Here is a 22,375-nt window from a genome sequence, read left to right as displayed (position 1 = left end):
CGCACCCGTGCGGTTGCGGAACGCGACTGCACCGCATCGGTTCGCTCTCTCGCGTTGCCGTCATGAGGTGAGGGCATGTCGCGCATCCGGCAGGGCCGCCTACATACCGTCGATGACCGACGCCTCCCCTGCCCTGCTCTGGTTCCGCCAGGATCTGCGCCTCGCCGACAACCCCGTCCTCGCCGCCGCCGGGTGGCCCCCCTTGCCGGTTTATGTTCTGGACGATGCCGCGGCCGGGCGCTGGCCCCCGGGCGGCGCCGCCCGCTGGTGGCTGCTGCACCACTCCCTCGCCGCGCTGGCCGAGGCGCTGGCGATCGTCGGCAGCGGGATGGATGCCCCGCCCTATTTCCGCGTCTTCAACCCGGCGCTCCAGAGCGAGAAATTCGACCCCGAAGGCGCCCATGTCCGCCGCTTCGTGCCGGAGCTGGCGCGGCTGCCGAAGCGCTGGCTGCACCGTCCCTGGGAGGCGCCGGAGGCGGTGCTGCACGAGGCGGGCATCGTCATCGGCCGCCACTGTCCCGCCCCCGCGGTGCTGCCGGAGGAGGGCCGCCGCCACGCCCTTGATGCCTTCGCCCACCTGCGCGTCGAGTGGGAGCTGGCGGCGTGACGGACGCTGCCCAGGCCGACCTCGCCGCCCGCGGCTTCCGGGGCCTGCGCATTGTCGGCGACGTGCATGGCGAGGCCGCTGCCTTCGAGCATGCGGTGGCGGGGGCGGAGGCGGAGCGGCTGTTCATCCTCCAGCTCGGCGACCTGACCGACCATGGCCCGGACAGCCCGGCCGTGCTGCGGCGGATGCTCGGCCTTCTCGATGCCGGGCGCGGCCGCTTCCTGCTCGGCAACCACGACCACAAGCTGCGCCGCGCGCTGATCGGCCAGCGCGTGCGGATGGCGCCGGAAGGGCTCGGACGGACGCTCTCGCAACTCGCCGAGGCACCGGATGGCGCGGCGCTGACATCCCGCGCCATCGCCGCCATCGCCGCGGCCCCGGCCTGGCTCCGACTTGGCCAGTCGCTCTTCGTCCATGCCGGCTGGCACCCGCGCATGCTGCGTGAGCCCTCGCCGCCCGATGCCGGCACCCGCAAGCCGGACCCGCTGCTCTCCCGCGCCCTCTTCGGCCAGGTGACCGGGCGGATGATGGCCGATGGCTATCCCGAGCGCCTGCATGATTGGGTGGACCGCATCCCGGTCGGCTACACGCTCTACTGCGGGCATGAGCGCCGATCGACCGACGGCCGGCCCTATATCCAGCCGGGCGCGTCCGGGGGGCGGGCCATCTTCCTCGATACCGGCGCCGGCAAGGGCGGCCACCTCTCCTGGATCGACCTAGCTTGGTGAGGCTTCGGCCAGCAGCGCCTGGAGGTCGAGCCGCCGGTTGACCATGGCGAGTTCGCCCGCCGCATCGCGCGGCCACTCCTCGGGCGCGCGGTCGCGGTAGAGCTCCACGCCATTGCCGTCCGGGTCACGGAGATAGATCGCCTCGGAGACGCCGTGATCCGCGGCGCCCTCGAGCGGCACGCCCGCCTCCATCACCCGCCGCAGCGCCACGGCGAGCGCCGCGCGGTCCGGGTAGAGCAGCGCCACGTGATAGAGACCGGTCGTTCCCGACGGTGGCCAGGCGCCGCCCGCGCTTTCCCAGGTGTTGAGGGCGATGTGGTGGTGATAGCCCCCGGCGGAAAGGAAGACGGCGCGGTCGCCCATGCGCTGCTGCACCTCAAGCCCGATCACGTCGCGCCAGAAGCCGAGCGCGCGGCCCAGATCGGCGACCTTCAGATGGACATGGCCGATCCGCATGGCGGGATGGGCGGGGCTGGCGGGCGGGGCTTCGGACATCGGATGGTCTCCTTCGCCCAAAAACAATGGCGCCGCCCTGGGGGGCGGCGCCAATCATCAGTCCCAATGGCGGCCATCGGCCGCCCATATGGTCAGACCGCGAGCCTGCGCTCGACGATCTGGTTCTTCATGCTCTTCTGCAGCTTCTCGAAGGCGCGCACCTCGATCTGGCGCACGCGCTCGCGGCTGATGTTATACTGCTGCGAAAGCTCCTCGAGCGTGGTCGGCTCGTCCTTCAGCCGCCGCTCGATCAGGATGTGGCGCTCCCGCTCGTTCAGCGTCTTCAGCGCCTCGCCCAGCAGCATGCGGCGGTTGGACAGGTCCTCGCGGTCGGAAAGCTCGCTTTCCTGCGTCTCCTGGTCGTCCACCAGCCAGTCCTGCCACTCGCCCTCGCTATCGGCGCGGACGGGCGCGTTGAGGCTGTGGTCGGGCGAGGCGAGGCGGCGATTCATCGACACCACGTCCTGCTCCGGCACCTGGAGGACGCGGGCGATCTTCTCCACCTGCTCGGATTGCAGGTCGCCATCCTCCAGCGCCGACATCTGGGCCTTCAGCCGGCGGAGGTTGAAGAACAGCTTCTTCTGCGCGGCGGTCGTGCCCATCTTCACGAGCGACCAGCTGTGCAGGATGTATTCCTGGATGGCCGCGCGAATCCACCACATGGCATAGGTGGCGAGGCGGAAGCCGCGGTCCGGGTCGAACCGCTTCACCGCCTGCATCATGCCGACATTGCCCTCGGAGATCAGCTCACCGACCGGCAGCCCGTAGCCGCGATAGCCCATGGCGATCTTGGCGACGAGGCGAAGGTGGCTGGTAACGAGCTTATGCGCGGCCCGCTCATCGCCATGCTCTTTCCACCGCTTGGCAAGATCGAGCTCCTCCTCCGGGGCGAGCATCGGAAATTTCCGAATCTCCTGGAGGTAGCGCGAAAGGTTGCCTTCGGGGGCAATGGGGATAACAGAGCTGGAAGCCATAACGGATATCTGCCTCCTGCGCTGGCGAGGCACCCCGTGACGGCGGCGCCCTGGACCAACGACGAATCTGGCAGTTGAACGTGCTCCGGGCCCACCCGACCGCGCCTGCCCCGGTCACGACGAGGCGAGCAAGGCTGCGATATGGGTCTTGGCACCCGGAGGCCGCTGCCGAGGCATTTTTTAGCGCAAGTGGTGCCGCGATGCAACAAAAATCCGACTTTCGCGCTTGGTTACTCGGCGTTACGCACCGCCATCCTTGGTCAGGATGCCCAGCAGCGCGGCGAAATCCGCGGGTGGCGGTACGCCGAACTGAAGCGCCTCCCCCGTCACCGGATGGCGGAAGCCGAGGCTCGCCGCATGCAGCGCCTGCCGCGGGAAGGCCAGCAGCGCCCCTCGTGCCGGCTCCGCCAGCAACCGCGCCGCGGCCGGGGTGCGGCGGAGATAGACCGGGTCGCCCACCAGCGGATGTCCCCGCTCCGCCAGATGCACCCGGATCTGATGCGTTCGCCCCGTCGCCAGCCGGCAGCGCAGCAAAGCACAGGCGGCGCCCCAGGCGCGTTCCGTCGCATAGCGGGTGAGCGCGTGCTTGCCGTTGCGGGTGACGACGGCCATGCGCTTCCGGTCGGTCGGGTGGCGGCCGATATCGCCCTCGATCTCGGCCGCCGGCGGCTGCGGCACCCCCCAGGCCAGCGCCAGGTACTCCCGGTCGAGGTCCCGGTTGGCGAAGGTCTCGGAAAGGGTCCGCAGCGCCCGCTCCGTCTTGGCGACGACCATGACCCCCGAGGTGTCCTTGTCCAGCCGGTGGACGATGCCCGGCCGCTTCTCGCCGCCGATTCCCTCCAGCTCCTCCCCCGCATGGGCCAGCAACGCGTTCACCAGCGTGCCGTCCTGGTTGCCCGGCGCCGGGTGGACGACGAGCCCCGCCGGCTTGTCGAGCACGATCAGGTCGCGGTCCTCAAACAGGATCGTCAGCGGGATGTCCTGCGGCAGCGGCAGCGCATCGGTCGCGGGCGGGATGGCAAGGGCATAGGTGCTGCCCGCCCGCACCGCCTCGGCGGCATCGCGCAGCGGCTTGCCGTCCCGCGTCGCGGCCCCGGCCGCGATCAGTGCCTTGACGCGGGAGCGCGAGAGCGAACCTATCGCGTCCGCCAGGAAGCGGTCGGCGCGGGTGCCGGCGGCCTCGGGCCCCGCCATGGCGGTGAAGGTCTTGGAGGGGGTCGCGGTGAGAGCGCTCAAGGTCCTGGTCGTCGTGATGGGGGTGCTGATCGTCGGCGGCACCGTGGCCCTGGTTGCGCTGCTCGTCCAGCGGGCCGGCGGCGGCGGGGCGGGCGCGGCCTGGCAGGCGGCGCTCGACCAGCCGGACGGGGCGCGCATCGCCGGCATCGCCGCCAGCGAGAGCGGCATCGGCATATGGGTCCAGCGCCCGGATGGCGACCGGGTGCTGGTGGTGGACCCGAAGCGCGGCCGGGTCAGCGGCGAGATCCGCCTCGGCCGATGAAGCCGCCCCTGCCGCAGAAGATCTGCGCTGCCTGCGGCCGGCCCTTTGCCTGGCGCCGCAAATGGGCGCGGGACTGGGAGCAGGTTCGCTTCTGCTCCGAGGCATGCCGCAGCGGCCGCTACGCGAAAGCAAAAGAAAAACACCGGAAGGGCGCTTGATCCCGGGCCCGGTCGCGGCTAGAAAGCGCGCCTCGCGGCCTTGTCCCATTCGTCTAGAGGCCTAGGACACCGCCCTCTCACGGCGGCAACAGGGGTTCGAATCCCCTATGGGACGCCAGCGAGCTTTCCCCGAGACCATCCGTGCGAATCGGCCCCGTGGGGCCCGGCTCATGGCCGGGCCACCTGCGCCGCGCCTTCCACCGGCCTCCCCCGGCGGCGCGCCAGCGCGCGCGCCACCACATAGAAGACCGGGGTGAAGACCAGGCCGAACAGCGTCACCCCCAGCATGCCGTAGAACACGGCGACGCCGAGGCTCTGGCGCATCTCCGCCCCCGCCCCCGTCGCCACCGTCAGCGGCAGCACGCCGAGGATGAAGGCGAGGCTGGTCATCAGGATCGGCCGCAGCCGGGTCCGCGCCGCGGCGACGGCGGCGTCCCAGCGGCTCATGCCCTCATCCTCGGCCGCGCGGGCGAATTCCACGATGAGGATCGCGTTCTTCGCCGCCAGCCCGACCAGCACCACCAGCCCGACCTGCACCAGCACGTTGTTGTCGAGCCCGACATGCTTCACGCCGGCCAGCGCCGCCAGCACCGACATCGGCGCGATCAGCACCACGGCCACCGGCAACAGCCAGCTCTCATACATCGCCGCCAGCACGAGGAAGACGAAGACCACGGCGAAGCCGAAGGCGATCGGCGCGGTATTGCCCGCGATCCGCTCCTGCAGGGCCAGCTCCGTCCACTCGTAGCCGAAGCCCTCCGGCAGGCTCGTCTTCAGCACCTCCTCCATGGCGGCAATCGCCTGGCCGGTGGAGACGCCCGGCAGCGCCGCCCCCTGCAATTCAGCCGCCGGATAAAGGTTGTAGCGCGGCACGCGATAGGGGCCGGAAGTCTCGCGGAAGGTGGCGAGGCTGCCGAGCGGCACCATCGACCCGTCGTCGCTGCGGGTGCGCAGCCGCGCGATATCCTCCACCGCCATGCGGTGCTGCATGTCGGCCTGGGCAGTGACGCGCCAGGTGCGGCCGAGCAGGTTGAAGTCGTTGACGAAGGCCGAGCCCATATAGACCGCCATCGCCTCATGCACGCGGGAGATCGGCACGCCGAGCATCTCCGCCCGCGTCCGGTCGATCTCCGCGTGGATCTGCGGCGTCGCCGTGTTGAACAGGCTGAAGGCGAAGGCGATGCCCGGCGTCCCGTTCGCCGCCATCATCACCTGCTGCGTCGCCCGCTCCAGCTCTGCCGGGCCGCGGCCAGCGCGGTCCTGAATCATCAGCTTGAAGCCGCCGCCCGTGCCGATGCCGGGCACCGGCGGCGGCGGGATGACGAGCACCTGCGCATCCTGCTCCGTCATCAGCCGGCGCTGCAGGTCGGCGAGGATGCCGTTGCCGGTCAGCCCTTCATGCGTGCGCTCCTCGAAGGGCTTCAGGCTGGCGAAGACCACGCCGGTATTCGGCGCATTGGTGAAGGTCGCGCCGTCGAAGCCGACGAAGGCGACGGCGCTCTCGACGCCCGGCGTCGCCAGGATCGCATCCGAGGCACGCCGCACCACCGCATCCGTCCGGCTGAGGCTGGCGCCCGGCGGCAGCTGGAAGGCGGCGATGAAGTAGCCGCGGTCGAGCGGCGGGATCAGCCCGGTCGGCGTGGACAGCACGGTCTGCCCGGTCAGCGCCAGCAGCCCGCCATAGACCAGCAGCAGCAGCACCGGCAGCCGCACCAGCCGCCGCGTCAGCCCGCCATAGCCGAGCGAAAGCCGGTCGAAGACCCAGTTGAAGCCGCGGAAGAACAGCCCGACCGGCAGCAGCCAGCGCGAGCGCGGCCCATGCCCGTGCGGCTTCAGCAGCAGCGCCGCCAGCGCCGGCGAGAGCGTCAGCGAGACCAGCGCCGAGAGCAGCGTCGCCACCGAGATCGTCGCCGCGAACTGCTTGTAGAAGGCGCCCGCGATGCCGGTGATGAAGGCCGTCGGCAGGAAGACCGCGACCAGCACCAGCGCGATGGCGATCAGGGCGAAGCCCACCTCGTCCATCGTCCGCCGCGCCGCCTCGAGCGGCGACATTCCCTCCGCCATGTGCCGCTCGGCATTCTCGACGACGACGATGGCGTCGTCGACGACGATGCCGATGGCGAGGATCAGGCCGAACATGGTCAGCGAGTTCAGCGTGAAGCCGAGCGCCAGCAGCACGCCGAAGGTGCCGATGATGGAGACCGGGATGGCCAGCAGCGGGATCACCGCCGCCCGCCAATTCTGCAGGAAGAGGATCACCACCAGCACCACCAGCGCCACGGCCTCGGCGAAGGTGTGGACCACCGCCTCCATGCTCTGGGCGATGAAGCGCGTCGGGTCGTAGACCACGCTGTAGCCGATGCCGGAGGGGAAGCCCGGCGCCGCCTCCTCCATCGTCGCCCGCACCGCGGCCGCCGTCTGCAGCGCGTTGCTGCCCGGCCTTTGGAAGATGACGATGGCCGTCGCCACCTGGTTGTTCAGCAGCGCGTTGATCGTGTAGTCGGCCGCGCCGATCTCCGTCCGCGCCAGGTCGCGCAGCCGCACCGGCGCGCCGCCCGCGCCCGTCGCCACCACCTGCTCGTCGAACTGCTCGGGCGAGGCGAGCCGCCCCTGCGCCTGCACGCTCACCTCGAAGGCGCCCGCCTCCGCCGCGCGCGGCGCCTGGCCGATGGCGCCCGCCGCGACCTGCGCATTGGCGCGCTGCAGGGCCTGCACCACGTCGCCCGGCGAGAGGCCGCGCGCCGCCGTACGGTCCGGGTCGAGCCAGACGCGCATCGCATAGTCCCGCGCGCCGAAGACCTGCGCATCGCCCACGCCGTCCAGCCGGGTCAGCCGGTCCTTGATGGCGAGCGTCGCATAGTTGGAGACGTAGTCCGGGCTGCGGCTGCCATCCGGCGAGATGAGGTGCACGACCATCAGCAGGTCGGGCGAGGCCTTCTTCACGGTGATGCCGAGGCGCCGCACGTCCTCCGGCAGGCGCGGCTCGGCGATGGCGACGCGGTTCTGCACCAGCACCTGCGCCTGATCGACATCGACGCCTTGGCGGAAGACGACGCTGATCGTCACCCGCCCGTCGCCGGTCGATTGCGAGGAAAGGTAGAGCATCCCGTCCACCCCGTTCACCTCCTGCTCGATCGGCCCGGCGACGGTGCCGGCGATCGTCTCGGCGGAGGCGCCGGGATAAAGCGCCGTCACCTGCACGGTGGGCGGCGCGATCTCGGGATATTCGGCGATGGGCAGCCGCAGCGCGGCCAGCGCGCCGATGAGGGTGATGGCGATCGACAGCACCGCGGCGAAGACCGGGCGGTCGATGAAGAAGCGGGCGAGGCGCACGGCACGGGGTCTTTCAGGGTGCGGTTATTGCGCGGCGGCGATCGGGCTCGGGCCGATGCGGCCCTGCTCGGTGGCGACCTTGGTGCCCGGCCGGGCACGGTGCAGCCCGCCGATGATCACCCGGTCGTCGGGTCCCAGGCCGCTGCGGACGACGCGCAGCCCATCGACGAGTGGGCCGAGCTGCACCGTGCGCGGCGCGACGGTGCCATCCGCGCCCACGGTCAGCAGCATCCGGCCGGACTGGTCGGCGGTGACGGCGGCATCCGGCACCATCAGCGCCGGCGTCTCCCCGGCCTGCAGGCGCAGGCGGGCGAAGCTGCCCGGCGTCAGGAACAGGTCCGGGTTCGGCACCACGGCACGGCCGCGGATAGTGCCGCTGCGCGCGTCGAAGGCGGTGTCGACGAAGTCGAGCCGCCCCTCATGCCCGAACTCCGCCTCGTCCAGCAGGCGGAGCTGCACGGTGGCGCTGCCCTCGCGCAGCCCGCCCCGCGCCGCCCGGGCGAAGCGGAGATACTGCGCCTCGCTGGCATCGAAGGTGGCATAGACCGGGTCGAGGGTGAGCAGCGTCGTCATCAGCGTGGTGCCCTGCTGCACCAGGTTGCCGGCATCGACGCGGCGGTCGCTGATGCGGCCCGGCCGCGGCGCGCGGATCTCGGTCCATTCCAGCTCGAGCTCCGCCTGGTGCAGCGCGGCGCGGGCGGCGGCGATGCCGGCCTGCGCCTCGCGCAGCGTGCTGCGGCGGGTGTCCATCTCGGACTCCGGCGCGAAGCGCTGCTGCACCAGCGGCGCGTAGCGCTGCACCTGCTGCTCGGCGAGGGTCAGCCGCGCCTCGTTGCGGGCCAGCTCGGCGCGGGCGGTCTCGACCGCGATCCGGAAGGGCCGCTGATCGATGGTGAAGAGCAGGTCGCCCGTCCGCACCAGCGCGCCGTCGCGGAAATGCACCTCCGCCACCTGGCCGGCAACCCGTGGGCGGATTTCGACCCGGGCCGAGGGCTCGATGCGAGCCGTGTGCTCGTCCCATTCGGTGACCTGCCGGGCGAGCGGGGTGGCGACGACGACGCTTGGTGCTGGTGGAGTGCCCTGGGCGAGGGCCGGGGCGGTGAGGCCGGTGCCGGCAATCAGGACAAGGGTAGCGGGGGCGGGAAGAGTCCGGGCCAGCCAGCCGAGCCAGGGGCTTGTACCCTTTGTCGCGACAGGGGCCTTGCGGGGATCGGGGAGCATCACTTATCTCCGGGGCCGGGTATGTTACCGACCGGTTCGTCCTATATAGTAAGTGACCGGTCGGTATCATCAAGAGCCGATTTTGCGCTGCCGCATGGTTCCGGCATCGCGAGAATGGGAGTGAACATGTCCAGCGCGACCGCCGACAGGCCGAAAGCCGCCCAGCGCATCCACAGCGCGGCCAAGGACCTGTTCCACCGCCAGGGCATCCGCGCGACCGGGATCGAGGAGGTCTGCCGCGTCGCCGAGGCGACCAAGATGAGCCTCTACCGCAGCTATCCGAGCAAGGACGCGCTGGTCGCCGCCATCCTCGAGGAGGATGCCGCGGCCTACGACGCCTGGTTCGCCGAGGCCACCGCCCTCGCCACGGCCCCGGCGGAGAAGCTGCGCGCGGTGATCGCCGCCATCGCCGACAAGCTGGAGAAACCGGATTTTTGCGGCTGCCCGCTGCTGCTGGCCCAGGCCGAGTTCCGTGACCCCGGCCACCCGACCTTCCGCCTCGTCGCCGCCTACAAGTCGCGCATCCGCGACCAGCTCGCCGGGCTGGCGCGTGAGGCCGGCGCCGCCGACCCGGTGCTGCTCGGCGACACGCTCGCCATGCTGATCGACGGCGCCTGGTGCAGCCTGCCCTATATGGGCGGCCCGCAGGCCGCCACCGTGCTGCGGCAGAGCACGGCGGCGATCATGGACGTTCTTGGCAAGCCGGCCTGATCGCGCCTGCCGGAACCGGCCCCTATCCGGCGCCCTGCCGCAGAAGGCGGTGCGAGACCTTGGGAGGCAGGCGATCATCCGCCTCCCCCCGCAAAGCTGCGAAGCTTCGGTAGGAAGCTTACTCCGCCGCCACCGCCAGCCCGCCCCGCGCCGCGATCGCCGCCCGCGTCGCCGGCAGCAGCTCGCGCCCATAGGCCGCGGCATCCTCCAGCGGGTCGAAGCCGCGGATGAGGAAGGTCGTCACCCCGAGCGCATGATAGTCGGCCAGCGTCTCGGCGATGCCCTCCGCCGTGCCGACCAGCCCCGTGGTATTCGCTCCGGCGCCGACGGCCGCCGCCACCTCCGTCCAAAGCCGCGTGTCGCGCACCCGGCCGCCCTTCGCCGCCTCCAGCAGCCGCTGCGAGCCGACGCTCTCCGGCTTCGGCCCGCCGCCGCCCACCGCATCGGCACGCAGCTCGCGGATGCGGGCGATGATGCGGTCGGCTCGCGCCCAGGCCGCCTCGTCGGTTGCCCCCAGCACCGGCCGGAAGGACATGCTGAAGCGGATCGAGGCCGGGTCCCGCCCCGCCTTCGCCACGCTTGCCCGGACTCGCCCGATCGTCTCCCGCGCCTGGTCCAGCGTCTCGCCCCAGAAGGCATAGACATCGGCGATGCGCCCGGCGATGTCGATCGCCACATCCGAGGAACCGCCGAAGAAGACCGGGATATGCGGCTTCTGCACCGGCTTCACCTCGGAGAAGCCACCCTCGAAGCGGTAGTAGGTCCCCTCGTGGCTGAAGGGCTTCTCCTCCGTCCACAGCCGCTTCAGCAGCGCGGTGTATTCCTCCGAGCGCGCGTAGCGCTGGCCGTGGTCGAGCCAGTCGCCGTCCTTCCGCTGCTCCACCGGGCTGCCGCCGCTGATGACGTGGATCGCCGCCCGCCCGCCGGTGAGCTGGTCGAAGGTGGCGAATTGCCGCGCCGCCAGCGTCGGCGCGATGAAGCCCGGCCGGTGCGCCACCATGAAGCCGATGCGCCGCGTCCCCGCCGCCGCATGGCTGGCAACGAGCAGCGCATCCGGCGAGGAGCTGCCCCAGGCGACGAGGATGCGGTCGAACCCCGCAGCCTCATGCGCCTGGGCGAAGCGCTGAATGTAGGCGGGGTCGACCACCGCCCCCTGCGGCGGGTGGATCTCGGACTGCGCCCGGTGCGAAATCATCCCGATGAATTCGAGCGGATGGGTCATCCTGGGCTCTCCCCTTCAGGCGATGTTGAGACGGCGCAGCACGCGCCCGATATCGGCATGGTCGGCAGCCACCCGGCGGCCAAGCTCCTCCGGCGCCACCGCTTCCGGCTTCACGCCGAAGCGCAGCAGCGCCGCGGCGACCTCCGGCTCCGCCAGGCTATCATTGAAGTCGCGGTTGAGGCGCGCGATCACCGGCGCCGGCGTCCCGCGCGGCGCGAAAAGCCCGTACCAGGTCTCCCCCGGCCAATTCCGGCCGATGCCGAGCTCGGCGAGGTTCGGCAGGTCGGGGAAGGCATCCCACCGGTCCGGCCCGATCGTCGCCAGCGCCCGCAGCCGCCCCTCCTGCGCATGCGGCGCCGCGATCGGGTCGATGATGAGGTGGCAGTCGCCGGAGACGACGCTCATCGCCGCCGCGGCGCTGCCCGGGAAGGGCACGTGCACCGCATCGACCCGCGCCTCGTCGGCCAGCAGCGCCCCGCGCAGGTGCCCGGCCGAGCCGATCCCCGCCGAGGCATAATTGAGGAAGCCCGGCCGCCGCCGCCCCAGATCGATCAGCTCCGCCACGGTGCGCACCGGCAGCGCTGGGTTCACCGCGATGACGCCGTAGGCGACGCCCGCCAGCGCCACCGGCGCCAAGTCCCGCAGCGGGTCGTAGCCGACATGCGACAGATGCGGCGCGATGGTGAGGTTGCCGGCCGAGGCGTTGAGCAGCACGCTCCCGTCCGGCTTCGCCTCGGCAACCATCCGGCTGCCGATGGCCCCGCCCGCGCCGGCCTTGTTCTCGACGATCACCGGCACGCCGAGCCGCGGTCCGAGCGCCCGGGTCATGGTGCGCGAAACGTTGTCGGAGGTCGCCCCCGGCGGGAAGGGGCAGACATAGCGAAGCGGCCTGTCGGGGAAGCCCTGGGCGCGGGCGGCACCGGACGAGGCCACGAAGGGCGCGGCCAGGCCGGCGCCGAGCAGAAGACGACGAGAGATCATCGAAGGATGTCCTGAAGAAGCGCGGGCGGCCGGGCGAGATTCAGCGCCGCCAGCCCGCCGAGTACGATGGAAAGGGCGAGGAGGAAGCGCAGCGCGAGGCTCGTCATGCCCGCCCCTCCCCGAGCGCCGCGCGGCCGGCGGCGAGGTGCGCCGCATCCTCGGCCGGGGCGTGCATGCGTGCGCATTGCACGTCGCGCCAGTGCCGCTCGAGCGGCAGGGCCCGGTCATGCGCGTGGTTGCCGGCGAGCAGCGTCGCCTCTTCGACGGCGCGCACGGCATTGCTGGCCAGCACCACCTTCAGCACCCCCGCCTCGGTCCCCGAGGGCGGCAGGCCGGCATCGGCGCTGGCCGCCAGCGCCCCGATGATGCGCGCATTGGCGGCGAGCAGGCCGTCGATGCGCCCGACCGCCTCCTGCACCCGCGCCAGTGTGGCGAGTGGCGCGCCGAGGCTGCCCGGCGCGCGCGCCCGGACAAAGCCGATGATCCAGTCCCGCGCCGCCCGCGCCACGCCGGCGTAGACCGCCGGCACCAGCACCGCGTTCCACAGCATCTGCACCGCATCCGGCGCCGCCCGCCCCGGCGGGGCGAGGCCGATCGCGTTCTCCTCCGGGATCTCCACCCCGTCGAAGATCACGTCATGGCTGCCCGAGGCGCGGAGCCCGAGATGGTCCCAGGTCTCGACGATGCCGACGCCCGGCGCCTCCGCTGGCACGAGGAAGCTGCCGACCAGCGGCGAAGTGTCATCGCTGCGGGCGAAGACCTCCATCCAGCGCAGCCCCGGCGCGCCCGTCGCGTAGCGCTTGTGCCCGGTGATCGCCCAGCCCTTCGCCGTCCGCCGCGCGACCGTCGCCGGCAGTCCGCCCCGCGTCGGCGAGCCGAGCTCCGGCTCCACCCTGAGCGCATTGATGAGCGCCCCCTCGGTCACGGCCTCACGCTGCACCCGTTCGCGCAGCGCCTCCGGCCAGGCCGGGCTGCGGGCGAGCGCCGCGTGCTTCAGGTATTGCATGGCGAGCACGAGCGCCGTCGCCGGGCAAGCCGCGCCGACCTGCTCCACCGCCTCGGCCGCCAGCCGTAGCCCGCCCCCGCCGCCGCCGAGCGCCGCCGGCACGGTCAGCCCGAGCAGCCCCGCCCCGCGCAGCGCGGCGATGCTGTCATGCGGGAAGCTTGCCTCCCGGTCATGCCGGGCGGCCGCCTCGGCAATCCCCGGCAGCACCGCCGGCAGCGCGGCGAGCGGGTGCGGCGCCGCCGTCATCGCTTCACAGCCTGGGGCCGCGCCCCGCTGTTGCGGCCGATGACGAGGCCGGCGACGCGCTCCGCCTCGGCCGGGCTCGGGAAGGTGGCGCCGTCGATATCCTCGACGACGGGATCGGTTGCGATGAACCGCCAGGCGGCGGCATGGGCGACGGCGACGCCGAGGAAGCGTCCCTGCACCTCGATGGGGCGTGACGTATGCATGGCTGATGTCTCCCGGCGCGTGGTCGCGCGCCGATCGGGATGGCTGGCGTGGTGGTGGAGAGGGCTGGCGCTCAGCGCCGACAGCGCATCCCGGGACAGACTCCAGCGGGGTGGCGCTTTAGCCTTTGGTGACGCGGTGCAAGCTGCATCGTTCAAAATCCGCGGGGCCGGCGCGGGATGCGGCGACCTCGCGCCGATTTAGCGATGCACGGCGGTTATTCGCAACCCCAGCAAACCACGATCCACGACGCGCGATTTCAACTCCGCGCGACGCATTCGCCAACCTACTGATTCAACTCAATCAAGCCGCACGTCCGCCGCCCGCGCCACCGCGGTGAATTTCACCAACTCGCTGCGGATATAAGTCCCGAATTCCTCCGGCCCGAGCGGCGCCGCCGTCGCGCCCAACTCGGCGATCCGCGCGGCCATCGCCTCGCCCCGCACCAGCGCCAGCACCTCCTCCGCCAGCCGGCCGACCACCGGCGCGGGCGTCCCGGCCGGCGCCACCAGCCCGGCCCAGCCCAGCATCTCGAAGCCCGGCAGCCCGGCCGCCTCCGCCACCGTCGGCACATCCGGCATCTGCAGCATCCGCGCCGGCGAGGTCACGCCGAGCGCCCGGATCCGCCCCGCCTGCACATGCGGCAGGGCGGAGGCCAGGCTGTCGAACATCAGCCCGACATTCCCGGCGATGAGGTCCGCCATGGCCGGCGCCGAGCCGCGATAGGGGATGTGGTTCAGCTGGATGCCCGCCCGCTGGCAGAACCCCTCCGCCGCCAGGTGCAGCGAGCTGCCCGGCCCGCCCGAGGCATAGTCGATCGCCCGCGGTGCCGCGCGCGCCTTGGCGACCAGCCCCGGCAGGGACGCGATCCCGGCGTTCGGGTTGACCACCACCACCAGCGGGGTGGTGAAGACCAGCGCCACCGGCGCGAAGTCCCGCTCCACGTCATAGGGCAGCCGCGCCATGACCGCCGGGTTGATGCTGAGCGGGCCGGAACTCGCCATCCCGAGCGTGTATCCATCGGGCGGCGCCTTGGCGATCATCTCCATCCCCGGCAGCCCCGCGCCGCCGCTGCGGTTGTCGACGAGGCAGGGCTGGCCGAGCCGCGGCGTCAGCTGGTCGGCCAGCAGCCGCGCCATGAGGTCCGTCGCCTGCCCCGGCGGGAAGGGCACGATCATCCGCACCGGACGCGCCGGCCATCCCGGCTGGGCGCGGGCCGGACGGGCGAGCAGGGCAAGGGCGGCGAGGGCATGACGGCGGCGCATTCCGCCATGCTCCGGCAGCGCCGGCGCGGTTGCAACCTCGCCAGCCATTCCGCCCGCGTCGCTGGCCTGGGGGCCATGGGCTGGCCATGCCAATCTCCCGTCATGCCGATTCGCCGCCGCACCGCCCTCGCCCTTCCCTTCCTCGGTCTTCTTCCGGTGGGCACCGCCCGCGCCCAGCCTGCCGCGCCGCCCCCCGTGCTCTTCCTGCACGGCAATGGCGACCACGCCGCGCTGTGGCAAACGACGCTCTGGCGCTTCGAATCCAATGGCTGGCCGCGCGAGCACCTGCGTGCGGCGAACTTTCCCGACCCGCTGGCCCGCGACGACGACGCCGTGCCGCAGCCCCTGCGCAGCGGCAGCATCGAGCAGACCGAGCGCCTGGCCGAGTTCGTCCGTGCCTTCCGCGCCGAGACCGGCGCCACCCGCATCGCGCTGGCCGGCAACAGCCGCGGCGGCAACCCGATCCGCGACTTCACCGTGCAGCAGGGCGGTGCCTCGCAGGTCTCCCACGCCATCCTCTGCGGCACGCCGAACCGCGGCGTGATGGACTGGCCCGAGCGCGCCGGCAGCGAGTTCAACAGCGGCGGCCGCTTCCTCAGCCGCCTCAATGCCGGGCCAGGCGACGTGGTGCCGGAGACGGCCTTCCTCACCCTGCGCAGCGACAGCAACGACCTCTACGCCCAGCCCCGCGCCGTCTGGTCGCCGACGCCGGACCGCCCGACCGGCACCGATGTCGACGGGCCGGAGCTGCGCGGCGCCACCAACCTCGTCCTCCCCGGCCTCGACCACCGCGAGGTCGCCTACCACGCCCGTGCCTTCGCCGAGATGGCGCGCTTCATCGCCGGCCGCGCCCCGGCGCGCATCGCCGTGCTGCCCGAGGCGCGTCCCACCCTCGACGGCATCGTCACCGGCACCCCCGGCGGTGTGCAGACCAACCGCCCGGTCGAGGGCGCCGTCGTCGAGGTCTTCCGCACCGAACCCGAGACCGGCGAGCGGATTGGCGAGGCCATCCACCGCCGCACCACCGCCGCCGACGGGCGCTGGGGGCCGGTCACGGTCGAGGCGGGCTGGACGCTGGAGGTGGTGGTCGCCGCCCCTGGCCACCCCATCACGCACTTTTACCGCTCGCCCTTCCCGCGCTCCTCGGCGGTGATGCATCTCCGCCCCGCCCGGCCACTGACCGAGGCCGACCGCGCCGCCGGCGGCGTGCTGCTCTTCACCCGCCCACGCGGCTATTTCTGCCTGCCGCGCGACGCCATCCTGCTCGACGGCCGGACGCCCGGCGACATCCCTCAGGGCGTCGCCCGCGCCGCGACATCCACCCTCCGCCTGCCCGCGAGTGAGCTTGGCCGCCCCATCCCCGCGCTCTTCAACGACGAACGGATCATCGCCCGCGCCTGGCCCGCCGCCGAGGGACGCGTCGCCGTCGCCGAGCTGACTTGGTAGCCGCATGGCTTGACATAGATAGCGACCGTCATCATAACTCTGGCCGGAGGTGGCGATGCGCGTCAGCAAGGCCCAGGCTGCGGAGAACCGGGCGAGGATCCTCGCCGAGGCGTCCCGCATCATCCGCGAGACCGGCATCGCCGGCGCCGGCGTCGATGCGCTGACGCGCGCCGCCGGCCTCACCCATGGCAGCCTCTACAGCCAGTTCGGCTCCAAGGAGCGGCTGGTGGCCGAGGCGCTGGAGACCGCCTCCGCCGCCAGCGGCGCGAAGCAGCAGCAGGAATTGGCGCCCGGCGGCGGCATCGGCTGCTTCGCCGCCCGCTATCTCTCGCCCGCCCACCGCGACCGCCCCGGCCAGGGCTGCGCCCTCGCTGCCATCGGGCCGGAGGCCGCCCGGCAGGGCGAGCCGGTGCGCGCCGCCTACACCGCCGGCCTCCGCCGCATGGCCGACCGCCTCGCCGCCGCCCTACCCGAGGGCACGCCCGACCGCGAAAAGGAAGCCCTCGCCGCCGTCTCCACCCTGGTCGGGGCGCTGATCCTCGCCCGCGCCGTGGACGACCCCGACCTCTCCGACCGGATCCTCGCCGCCGGCGCGAGGCACCTCGCCGCCCCCGACCAGGGATAAGGCCCGATGCTCTCCGCCCGCCTCGCCCCCGCGCTCGCGCGGCGCGGCATCCATTACGGCTGGGTCATGGTGGCGCTGACCTTCCTGGTCTCGCTCTCCTCGGCCGGCGCCATGGGCATCCTCGGCGCGCTGCTGCTGCCATTGCAGCGGGAGACGGGCTGGGACACCGGCGCCATCTCCGGCGCGCTGGCGCTGCGCCTGCTGCTCTTCGGGCTGATGGCGCCCTTCGCCGCCGCCCTCCTGCAACGCTACGGTCTCCGCCGCATCGTGCTGGCGGCACTCACCCTCGTGGTGCTCGGCTGCCTGCTCTCGACGCAGATGACCGCTCCCTGGCAGCTCTGGCTCTGCTGGGGCGTGCTGACCGGCCTCGGCACGGGCATGACCGCCCTCGTCCTCGGCGCGACGGTCGCCAACCGCTGGTTCGTCCAGCGCCGCGGCCTGGTGCTCGGGATGCTGACGGCGGCCAACGCCACCGGCCAGCTCGCCTTCCTGCCGCTCGCCGCCTGGCTTGCCCAGACCGAGGGCTGGCGCGCGGCCATGATGCCCGGCCTCGCCGCCTGCGCCCTCTCCGGCCTGCTGATGGGGCTGCTCGGCCGCGACCATCCGTCCGAGCTCGGCCTCAACGCCTATGGCGAGACGGCGGCCGCCATCGCCCCGCGCCCGGCCGCGCCGGCCGGCAATGCCCTGCGCAACGCCTTCGCCGCCCTTTCCGACGCTGCGGGGACCCGCACCTTCTGGATCCTTTTCGCCACCTTCCTGATCTGCGGTCTCTCCACCAACGGGCTGATCCAGACCCATTTCATCCCGCTCTGCTCCGATTTCGGCATGGCGGAGGTGGAGGCCGCCTCGGTGCTGGCCATGATGGGCGCCTTCGACTTCATCGGCACCATCCTCTCCGGCTGGCTGTCGGACCGCTACGACAACCGCAAGCTCCTGTTCTGGTACTACGGACTGCGCGGCCTTTCGCTGCTCTTCCTGCCGATGAGCAGCTTCTCGCTCTACGGCCTCTCGCTCTTTGCCGTCTTCTACGGCCTCGACTGGATCGCCACCGTCCCGCCGACGGTGAAGCTCGCCGGCCAGGCCTTCGGGCGGGAGCGGGCGCCGCTGGTCTTCGGCTGGGTCTTCACCGCGCACCAACTCGGCGCCGCCGTCGCCGCGCTCGGCGCCGGCCTCAGCCGTGATGCGCTGGCGACCTACCTGCCCGCCTTCTACCTCGCCGGCGCCGCCTGCCTCGTCGCCGCGCTCCTCGCCCTGGCGATCCGCCGCCCCCGTCCTGCCGCGGTGCCGGCGGCGGCCTAGCCCGCCGGTGGCGGCATCGCCTCCCAGCCGCCGCCGAGCGCCTTGTACACGGCGACGAGGTCGGTCGAGACCAGCGCTGCGCTCTCGGCCAGCGCCAGCTGCGTGTTGAGCCGCGTCCGCTCCGCATCCAGCACCTCGAGGAAGGTGCCGAGCCCGGCGGTGAAGCGCTGCCGCGCCAGCGCCGCCGCCGACTGCGCCGCCCGCGCCTGGCGCTGCAAGGCCGCCCGCCGTCCCTGCTCGCCGTAATAGGCGGCAAGCGCATTCTCCACCTCGTGCAGCGCGTCGAGCACCGTGCGCCGCCAGGCAGTGGCCGCCGTCTTCTGCCGGGCCTCCTCCAGCCGCACCTGCGCGCGCAGCCGCCCGCCCTCGAAGAGCGGGATCATCAGCGAGGGCCCGATCGAGAAAAACCGGCTCGCCGTCGAGAACAGGTTCACCGTGTTGCCCGATTGCAGACCGATATTCCCGTTGATGCGCAGTGTCGGGTAGAGCTGCGCCGTGGCGACGCCGATGCGCGCCGTCTGCGCCGCCAGCGCCGCCTCCGCCGCCGTGATGTCCGGCCGCCGCCGGGTGGTGTCCATCGGCACGCCGATGGCGACGGCATCCGGCACCGGCGGCTGCGGCGCCCGCGCCTCCAGCCGCACGGCGAGCATCCCCGGCTCCTGCCCCAGCAGCCGCGCCAGTCGGTTCGCCGCCTGCGTCACCTGCGCCTCGAGGCTCGGCAGCGTCGCCTCGGTGCCCGCCAGCTGCGCCTCCGCATTGGCGACGTCGACCTCCGTGGCGAAGCCCGAGCCGGCGCGGGAGCGCGTCAGCTGCAGGGTATCCCGCTGCAGCCGGACGCTCTGCCGCGCCACCTCGCGCCGCGCCTGCAGGCCGCGATACTCCAGATAGGTCCGGACCACCTCGGCCCGCAGCGAAAGCCGCACATTGTCGAGCAGCCGCTCCGCCGCCAGCAGGTCGGCCCGCGCCGCCTCCACCCCGCGCCGCGTGCGGCCGAAGAGGTCGAGCTCCCAGGCCGCGTCGAAGCCCAGCTGGTAGATGGCGAAACCCGGCCTCGGCCCGGTCGGGATCGCCGCCCCCTGCGCCGCATTCGGCTGCCCGCCGGCGCTCGGGCGGCCGCCGGCGATCGAGGCGAAAGGGCTGTTCTCGCTGAGGCGCAGCCGCGTGTCGGAGGCCTGGGCATCCACCGTCGGCCAGAAGCCGGCGAAGGCGATGCTGCGCTGCTCCCGCGTCTCGGCGATGCGCGCGGTCGCCTCCTCAAGGTCCGGGTTGGCCTCGCCCACCGCACCCACCAGCCAGGTGAGGGTCGGGTCGCGGAAGCCGTTCCACCACTGCGTATCCACCTCCGCCGCCACCGCGCGGCTGCGCGCATAGGCCGGCGCGTCGAGGCTCGCCCGCGTCCAGTCCCCCGGCGCCCGCGCGGTGGGGCGGAGGAAGTCCGGCCCCACATTGCAGCCCGCGGCCAGCAGCGCGAGCAGCGGCGCTGCCCGCCTCCATCGGTTCCGACGCATCACAGCCCGTCCTTCGTCAACCCACGCCACGCCGAGACCTCGCCGGGCGGTCAGTGTCCACTTGCCTGCGTGCCCTTCGGCAGGCTCCGCATCAGGAAGACCAGCGGCCAGAGCGTCAGCACCGCCACGCCGAGCAGCCAGAAGGCGTCGATGTAGCTGAGCGCCTGGGCCTGCGCCTGAACCTGCCCGGCCATCTGGGCGAGCGCCGCTGCCGGCGCCTCGGCCGCGCTGACGCCGGACTGCCGCAGCGCCGCCTCGGTCTGGGCCAGCCGCTCGGTCCAAAGCGGGTTGTAGTCCGAGGCGCTCTCCGTCAGCCGAGCCTGGTGGAACTGCGACCCGCGCACCACCACCGCGTTCATCACCGCGATGCCGACCGAGGCGCCGAGGTTGCGCATCAGGTTGATCAGCGCGGAGGCATCGTTGGTCTTGTCCGGCGGCAGGCCGACATAGGCCGCCGTCGTGATCGGGACAAAGAGGAAGGGCAGCGCCACCACCTGCAGGATGCGCATGGTGGACACGTCCCAGAAGGACATCCCAAGGGTGAGCCGCGTCGCGTAAAGCAGCGCGAAGCCCGACCAGACCATGGCGCAGAGGATGATCCAGCGCGGCTGCACCGGCCCCACGATCTTTCCCGCGATCGGCATGATGAACGTGGCGAGCCCGCCCACCGCCAGCGTCAGCTCCGCCGTTGTCGCGTCGTAGCCCATCAGGTCCTGCGTGAGCTGCGGCAGCAGCTGCGTCGTGCTGAACAGGCTGAAGGCGACGATGAACATGATGAGGCTGGCCGCCAGGAAGGATCGATGCCCGAACAGCCGCACGTCCACCGCCGGCCGCTGCTGCCGCCGCTCCCAGGGGATCAGCGCGACGAAGCCGAGCACACAGGCGACGGTCAGCCAGGTGACCAGCGGCGACCAGAAGCCGTCGTCGATCACCGCGCGGTCCAGCACCACCTGCAGGCTGCCGAGCGCCATGGCCGCGAGCCCGAAGCCCACCCAGTCGATGCCCCCGCCCTCGGCCCTGAATTTCCGCTGGTCCTCCTTCACCGCCTCGGGCTCCCGCACGAAGACGGAGACGAGAAAGATCGAGAGCGCGCCGACGGGCAGGTTGATCAGGAAGATCCAGTGCCAGGAATAGTTGTCGGTGATCCAGCCGCCCAGCGCCGGCCCGATGGCGGGCGCCGTCACCACCGTCAGCCCGTAGAGCGCGAAGGCCTGCCCGCGCTTCTCCGGCGGGAAGGTGTCGGCGAGGATCGACTGCTCCACCGGCGCCAGCCCGCCGCCACCGATGCCCTGGAGCGCGCGGAAGCACAGCAGCATCGGCAGGTTGGGCGAGAGCGCGCAGCCGAGCGAGGCGATGGTGAAGAGCGCGACGCATCCCATGTAGAAGCGCTTGCGCCCGAAGATCGTCGCCAGGTAGCCGGAAACCGGCAGGACGATGGCATTCGTCACGAGATAGGTGGTGAGGATCCAGGTGCTCTCGTCCTGGCTCGCCCCGACGCCGCCCGCCATGTGGCGCAGCGCGACATTGGCGATCGTCGTGTCCAGCACCTCCATGAAGGTCGCCAGCGAGACGATGGTGGCGATCAGCCAGGGCGAGCGGTCCCCCGCGGCGGAGCGGGGCAGCGCTGCACTCACTCGCCGCGCACCCGGATGCTCGGCACGACCGAGAGTCCGGGCGAGAGCGGCATGTCGCGCGCCCGGTCGTCCTCGATGCGGATCTTCACCGGCACCCGCTGCGTCACCTTCACGTAGTTGCCCGTGGCGTTCTGCGCCGGCAGGACCGAGAAGCGCGCACCGGTGCCGCGCTGGATGCTATCGACCCGCCCGCGCAGCACCGGGTCCGAATAGGCATCGACCTTGATCTCCACCGGCTGTCCGGCGCGGACCAGCAGCAGCTGCGTCTCCTTCAAGTTGGCCGTCACCCAGACATCCGGCTCGACGATGGCGAAGAGCGCCTGGCCAGCCGTCACCATGTTCCCCACCTCGACGCTCCGGTTGGTGACGCGGCCCGCCACCGGCGCGGTGATGTTGGCGTAGCTCCGCTGCAGCTCGGCTTTGTGGACGGAGGCCTCCGCCTCGCGCCGCGCCGCCGCGGCCGCCTGCCGCTGCGCCTCGGCCGACTGCACCTGGGCACGGGCCGCCGCCGCCGCCTGCCGCATCGCCTCCAGCCGGGCGCGGGCGCCGCGGCTGCCGGCCTCGGCATCGTCGCGCTGCTGCTGCGTGACCGCCCGCGGATCGACGCTGCGGAAGCGCCGGAAGGTCGTCTCGGCATTCTCGAGGTCGGCCTCGGCGACCAGGACATTCGCATCCGCCTGCCCGACCGAGGCCTGGCGCAGCGTCACATCGGCCTCCGCCTGCGCCGCCTGGGCGATGGCGCTGTTCAGCCGGGCGCGAGCCGTCTCCAGCGCCACGTCGAGGTCGCGCGGATCGATCTCGGCCAGCAGCTGCCCCGCCTCGACCCGCTGGTTGTCATCCACCAGCAGCCGCGCGACGCGCCCGCCGACCTGCGGGGCGAGCCGCGTCACATGCGCCTCGACGAAGGCGTCGTCGGTCGATTCCCATTGCCGCGCCTCCCACCAGTACCAGCCGCCGCCGCCGAGGAGCATCAGCGCGGCCAGCATCCCGCCGCCGATCAGCAGCCAGCGTGGCACCTGCCGGCCGGGCTTCTTCTGCTCGTGCTCATCCGGCTCGTCCCGCCGGCTCTGCTGCCGGTCGTCCGGGCGCTGCCGCTCCCGCTGGCCCTCGGAGCGGGTCCTGCGCTCGCGCCCGCCGCTCTCGATGTAATGCACGTCGTCCATGCGCCCGGCGCCCGCCCATCCCGCATTGCAGCGCCACAGGAGGGTCCGGGTTTC

Annotated in this window: 21 protein-coding genes and 1 tRNA gene; 9 read left to right on the top strand and 13 right to left on the bottom strand. The window is 72.4% G+C overall.

What is annotated here, in order from left to right; all coding sequences use genetic code 11:
• Positions 1-112 precede the first annotated feature (112 nt).
• Both LH62_RS12815 and LH62_RS12810 read left to right on the top strand, forming a co-directional pair.
• Complete coding sequence (locus LH62_RS12815) at positions 113-607, top strand: FAD-binding domain-containing protein (protein WP_043361791.1); 495 nt, start codon at positions 113-115, stop codon at positions 605-607.
• The gene (locus tag LH62_RS12810) at positions 604-1,335 is read left to right on the top strand and encodes a metallophosphoesterase (RefSeq protein ID WP_043361789.1); all 732 of its coding nucleotides are present in this window, start codon (positions 604-606) and stop codon (positions 1,333-1,335) included. Before LH62_RS12815 ends, LH62_RS12810 begins: the two co-directional genes overlap by 4 nt.
• Here the strand turns inward: LH62_RS12810 and LH62_RS12805 are convergent.
• From LH62_RS12805 to LH62_RS12795, 3 genes are all read right to left on the bottom strand, one after another.
• Positions 1,324-1,830 carry a VOC family protein gene (locus LH62_RS12805; protein ID WP_052214349.1) on the bottom strand — a complete coding sequence of 169 codons (507 nt, stop codon included), beginning with the start codon at positions 1,828-1,830 and terminating at the stop codon, positions 1,324-1,326. The genes LH62_RS12810 and LH62_RS12805 overlap by 12 nt on opposite strands.
• Before the next feature lie 92 nt (positions 1,831-1,922).
• The gene (rpoH, locus tag LH62_RS12800; RefSeq protein ID WP_201445489.1) at positions 1,923-2,804 is read right to left on the bottom strand and encodes an RNA polymerase sigma factor RpoH; all 882 of its coding nucleotides are present in this window, start codon (positions 2,802-2,804) and stop codon (positions 1,923-1,925) included.
• A 240-nt stretch (positions 2,805-3,044) separates the two neighbouring features.
• Entirely contained in the window at positions 3,045-3,998 is a 954-nt protein-coding gene (locus LH62_RS12795) for an RluA family pseudouridine synthase (RefSeq protein ID WP_043361788.1), read from the bottom strand.
• A 28-nt stretch (positions 3,999-4,026) separates the two neighbouring features.
• On the opposite strand from LH62_RS12795, the gene LH62_RS12790 reads away from it, so the two are divergent.
• The 3 genes from LH62_RS12790 to LH62_RS12785 all read left to right on the top strand — a co-directional run bounded on the left by LH62_RS12790 (position 4,027) and on the right by LH62_RS12785 (position 4,578).
• Complete coding sequence (locus LH62_RS12790; RefSeq protein ID WP_144404471.1) at positions 4,027-4,302, top strand: DUF6476 family protein; 276 nt, start codon at positions 4,027-4,029, stop codon at positions 4,300-4,302.
• On the top strand, positions 4,215-4,460 hold the full coding sequence (locus LH62_RS29340; RefSeq protein WP_369796764.1) for a DUF2256 domain-containing protein: 246 nt from the start codon (positions 4,215-4,217) through the stop codon (positions 4,458-4,460). The genes LH62_RS12790 and LH62_RS29340 overlap by 88 nt, the downstream gene beginning before the upstream one ends.
• A gap of 42 nt (positions 4,461-4,502) precedes the next feature.
• Positions 4,503-4,578, top strand: a tRNA-Glu gene (locus tag LH62_RS12785).
• Positions 4,579-4,628: 50 nt separating this feature from the next.
• Here the strand turns inward: LH62_RS12785 and LH62_RS12780 are convergent.
• Positions 4,629-7,793, bottom strand: coding sequence for an efflux RND transporter permease subunit (locus tag LH62_RS12780; RefSeq protein ID WP_043361786.1), 3,165 nt, complete (start codon positions 7,791-7,793; stop codon positions 4,629-4,631).
• 24 nt (positions 7,794-7,817) lie between these two features.
• Positions 7,818-9,014, bottom strand: a complete 1,197-nt coding sequence (locus tag LH62_RS12775) for an efflux RND transporter periplasmic adaptor subunit (RefSeq protein WP_082012539.1) — start codon at positions 9,012-9,014, stop codon at positions 7,818-7,820.
• Between the two features lie 126 nt (positions 9,015-9,140).
• Between LH62_RS12775 and LH62_RS12770 the strand changes: the two genes are divergently transcribed.
• Positions 9,141-9,725 carry a TetR/AcrR family transcriptional regulator gene (locus LH62_RS12770; protein ID WP_043361783.1) on the top strand — a complete coding sequence of 195 codons (585 nt, stop codon included), beginning with the start codon at positions 9,141-9,143 and terminating at the stop codon, positions 9,723-9,725.
• 118 nt (positions 9,726-9,843) lie between these two features.
• Here LH62_RS12770 and LH62_RS12765 read toward each other — a convergent pair whose 3' ends face one another.
• The 5 genes from LH62_RS12765 to LH62_RS12745 all read right to left on the bottom strand — a co-directional run bounded on the left by LH62_RS12765 (position 9,844) and on the right by LH62_RS12745 (position 14,646).
• Complete coding sequence (locus tag LH62_RS12765; protein ID WP_043361780.1) at positions 9,844-10,947, bottom strand: LLM class flavin-dependent oxidoreductase; 1,104 nt, start codon at positions 10,945-10,947, stop codon at positions 9,844-9,846.
• A gap of 15 nt (positions 10,948-10,962) precedes the next feature.
• Positions 10,963-11,928: a tripartite tricarboxylate transporter substrate binding protein gene (locus LH62_RS12760; RefSeq protein WP_043361777.1), complete on the bottom strand. Its 966-nt coding sequence runs from the start codon at positions 11,926-11,928 to the stop codon at positions 10,963-10,965.
• Positions 11,929-12,031: 103 nt separating this feature from the next.
• Positions 12,032-13,180, bottom strand: coding sequence for an acyl-CoA dehydrogenase family protein (locus tag LH62_RS12755; RefSeq protein ID WP_043361775.1), 1,149 nt, complete (start codon positions 13,178-13,180; stop codon positions 12,032-12,034).
• Positions 13,177-13,383, bottom strand: coding sequence for a hypothetical protein (locus LH62_RS12750; protein WP_043361773.1), 207 nt, complete (start codon positions 13,381-13,383; stop codon positions 13,177-13,179). The genes LH62_RS12755 and LH62_RS12750 overlap by 4 nt, the downstream gene beginning before the upstream one ends.
• A gap of 297 nt (positions 13,384-13,680) precedes the next feature.
• Positions 13,681-14,646 (bottom strand): tripartite tricarboxylate transporter substrate binding protein, encoded by a 966-nt coding sequence (locus tag LH62_RS12745; protein ID WP_043361771.1) that lies wholly within the window; start codon positions 14,644-14,646, stop codon positions 13,681-13,683.
• A gap of 102 nt (positions 14,647-14,748) precedes the next feature.
• On the opposite strand from LH62_RS12745, the gene LH62_RS12740 reads away from it, so the two are divergent.
• The 3 genes from LH62_RS12740 to LH62_RS12730 are packed head-to-tail and all read left to right on the top strand — an operon-like array spanning position 14,749 to position 18,016.
• The gene (locus tag LH62_RS12740; protein WP_043365721.1) at positions 14,749-16,092 is read left to right on the top strand and encodes a hydrolase; all 1,344 of its coding nucleotides are present in this window, start codon (positions 14,749-14,751) and stop codon (positions 16,090-16,092) included.
• A 55-nt stretch (positions 16,093-16,147) separates the two neighbouring features.
• Positions 16,148-16,717, top strand: coding sequence for a TetR/AcrR family transcriptional regulator (locus LH62_RS12735; RefSeq protein WP_043361769.1), 570 nt, complete (start codon positions 16,148-16,150; stop codon positions 16,715-16,717).
• A 6-nt stretch (positions 16,718-16,723) separates the two neighbouring features.
• On the top strand, positions 16,724-18,016 hold the full coding sequence (locus LH62_RS12730) for an MFS transporter (RefSeq protein ID WP_043361766.1): 1,293 nt from the start codon (positions 16,724-16,726) through the stop codon (positions 18,014-18,016).
• Here the strand turns inward: LH62_RS12730 and LH62_RS12725 are convergent.
• Genes LH62_RS12725 through LH62_RS12715 form a run of 3 tightly spaced genes read right to left on the bottom strand, consistent with a single transcriptional unit; the run spans position 18,013 to position 22,321 of the window.
• Entirely contained in the window at positions 18,013-19,524 is a 1,512-nt protein-coding gene (locus LH62_RS12725) for an efflux transporter outer membrane subunit (protein ID WP_043361763.1), read from the bottom strand. The genes LH62_RS12730 and LH62_RS12725 overlap by 4 nt on opposite strands.
• Before the next feature lie 50 nt (positions 19,525-19,574).
• Positions 19,575-21,158, bottom strand: a complete 1,584-nt coding sequence (locus LH62_RS12720) for a DHA2 family efflux MFS transporter permease subunit (protein WP_043361760.1) — start codon at positions 21,156-21,158, stop codon at positions 19,575-19,577.
• On the bottom strand, positions 21,155-22,321 hold the full coding sequence (locus tag LH62_RS12715; RefSeq protein WP_052214348.1) for an HlyD family secretion protein: 1,167 nt from the start codon (positions 22,319-22,321) through the stop codon (positions 21,155-21,157). Before LH62_RS12715 ends, LH62_RS12720 begins: the two co-directional genes overlap by 4 nt.
• Positions 22,322-22,375 lie beyond the last annotated feature (54 nt).

The organism is Belnapia sp. F-4-1 (assembly GCF_000802185.1).
Lineage (GTDB): Bacteria > Pseudomonadota > Alphaproteobacteria > Acetobacterales > Acetobacteraceae > Belnapia.
The sequence above is the reverse complement of the archived record's forward strand: the minus strand, read 5'-3'. Positions and strand labels throughout refer to the sequence as shown.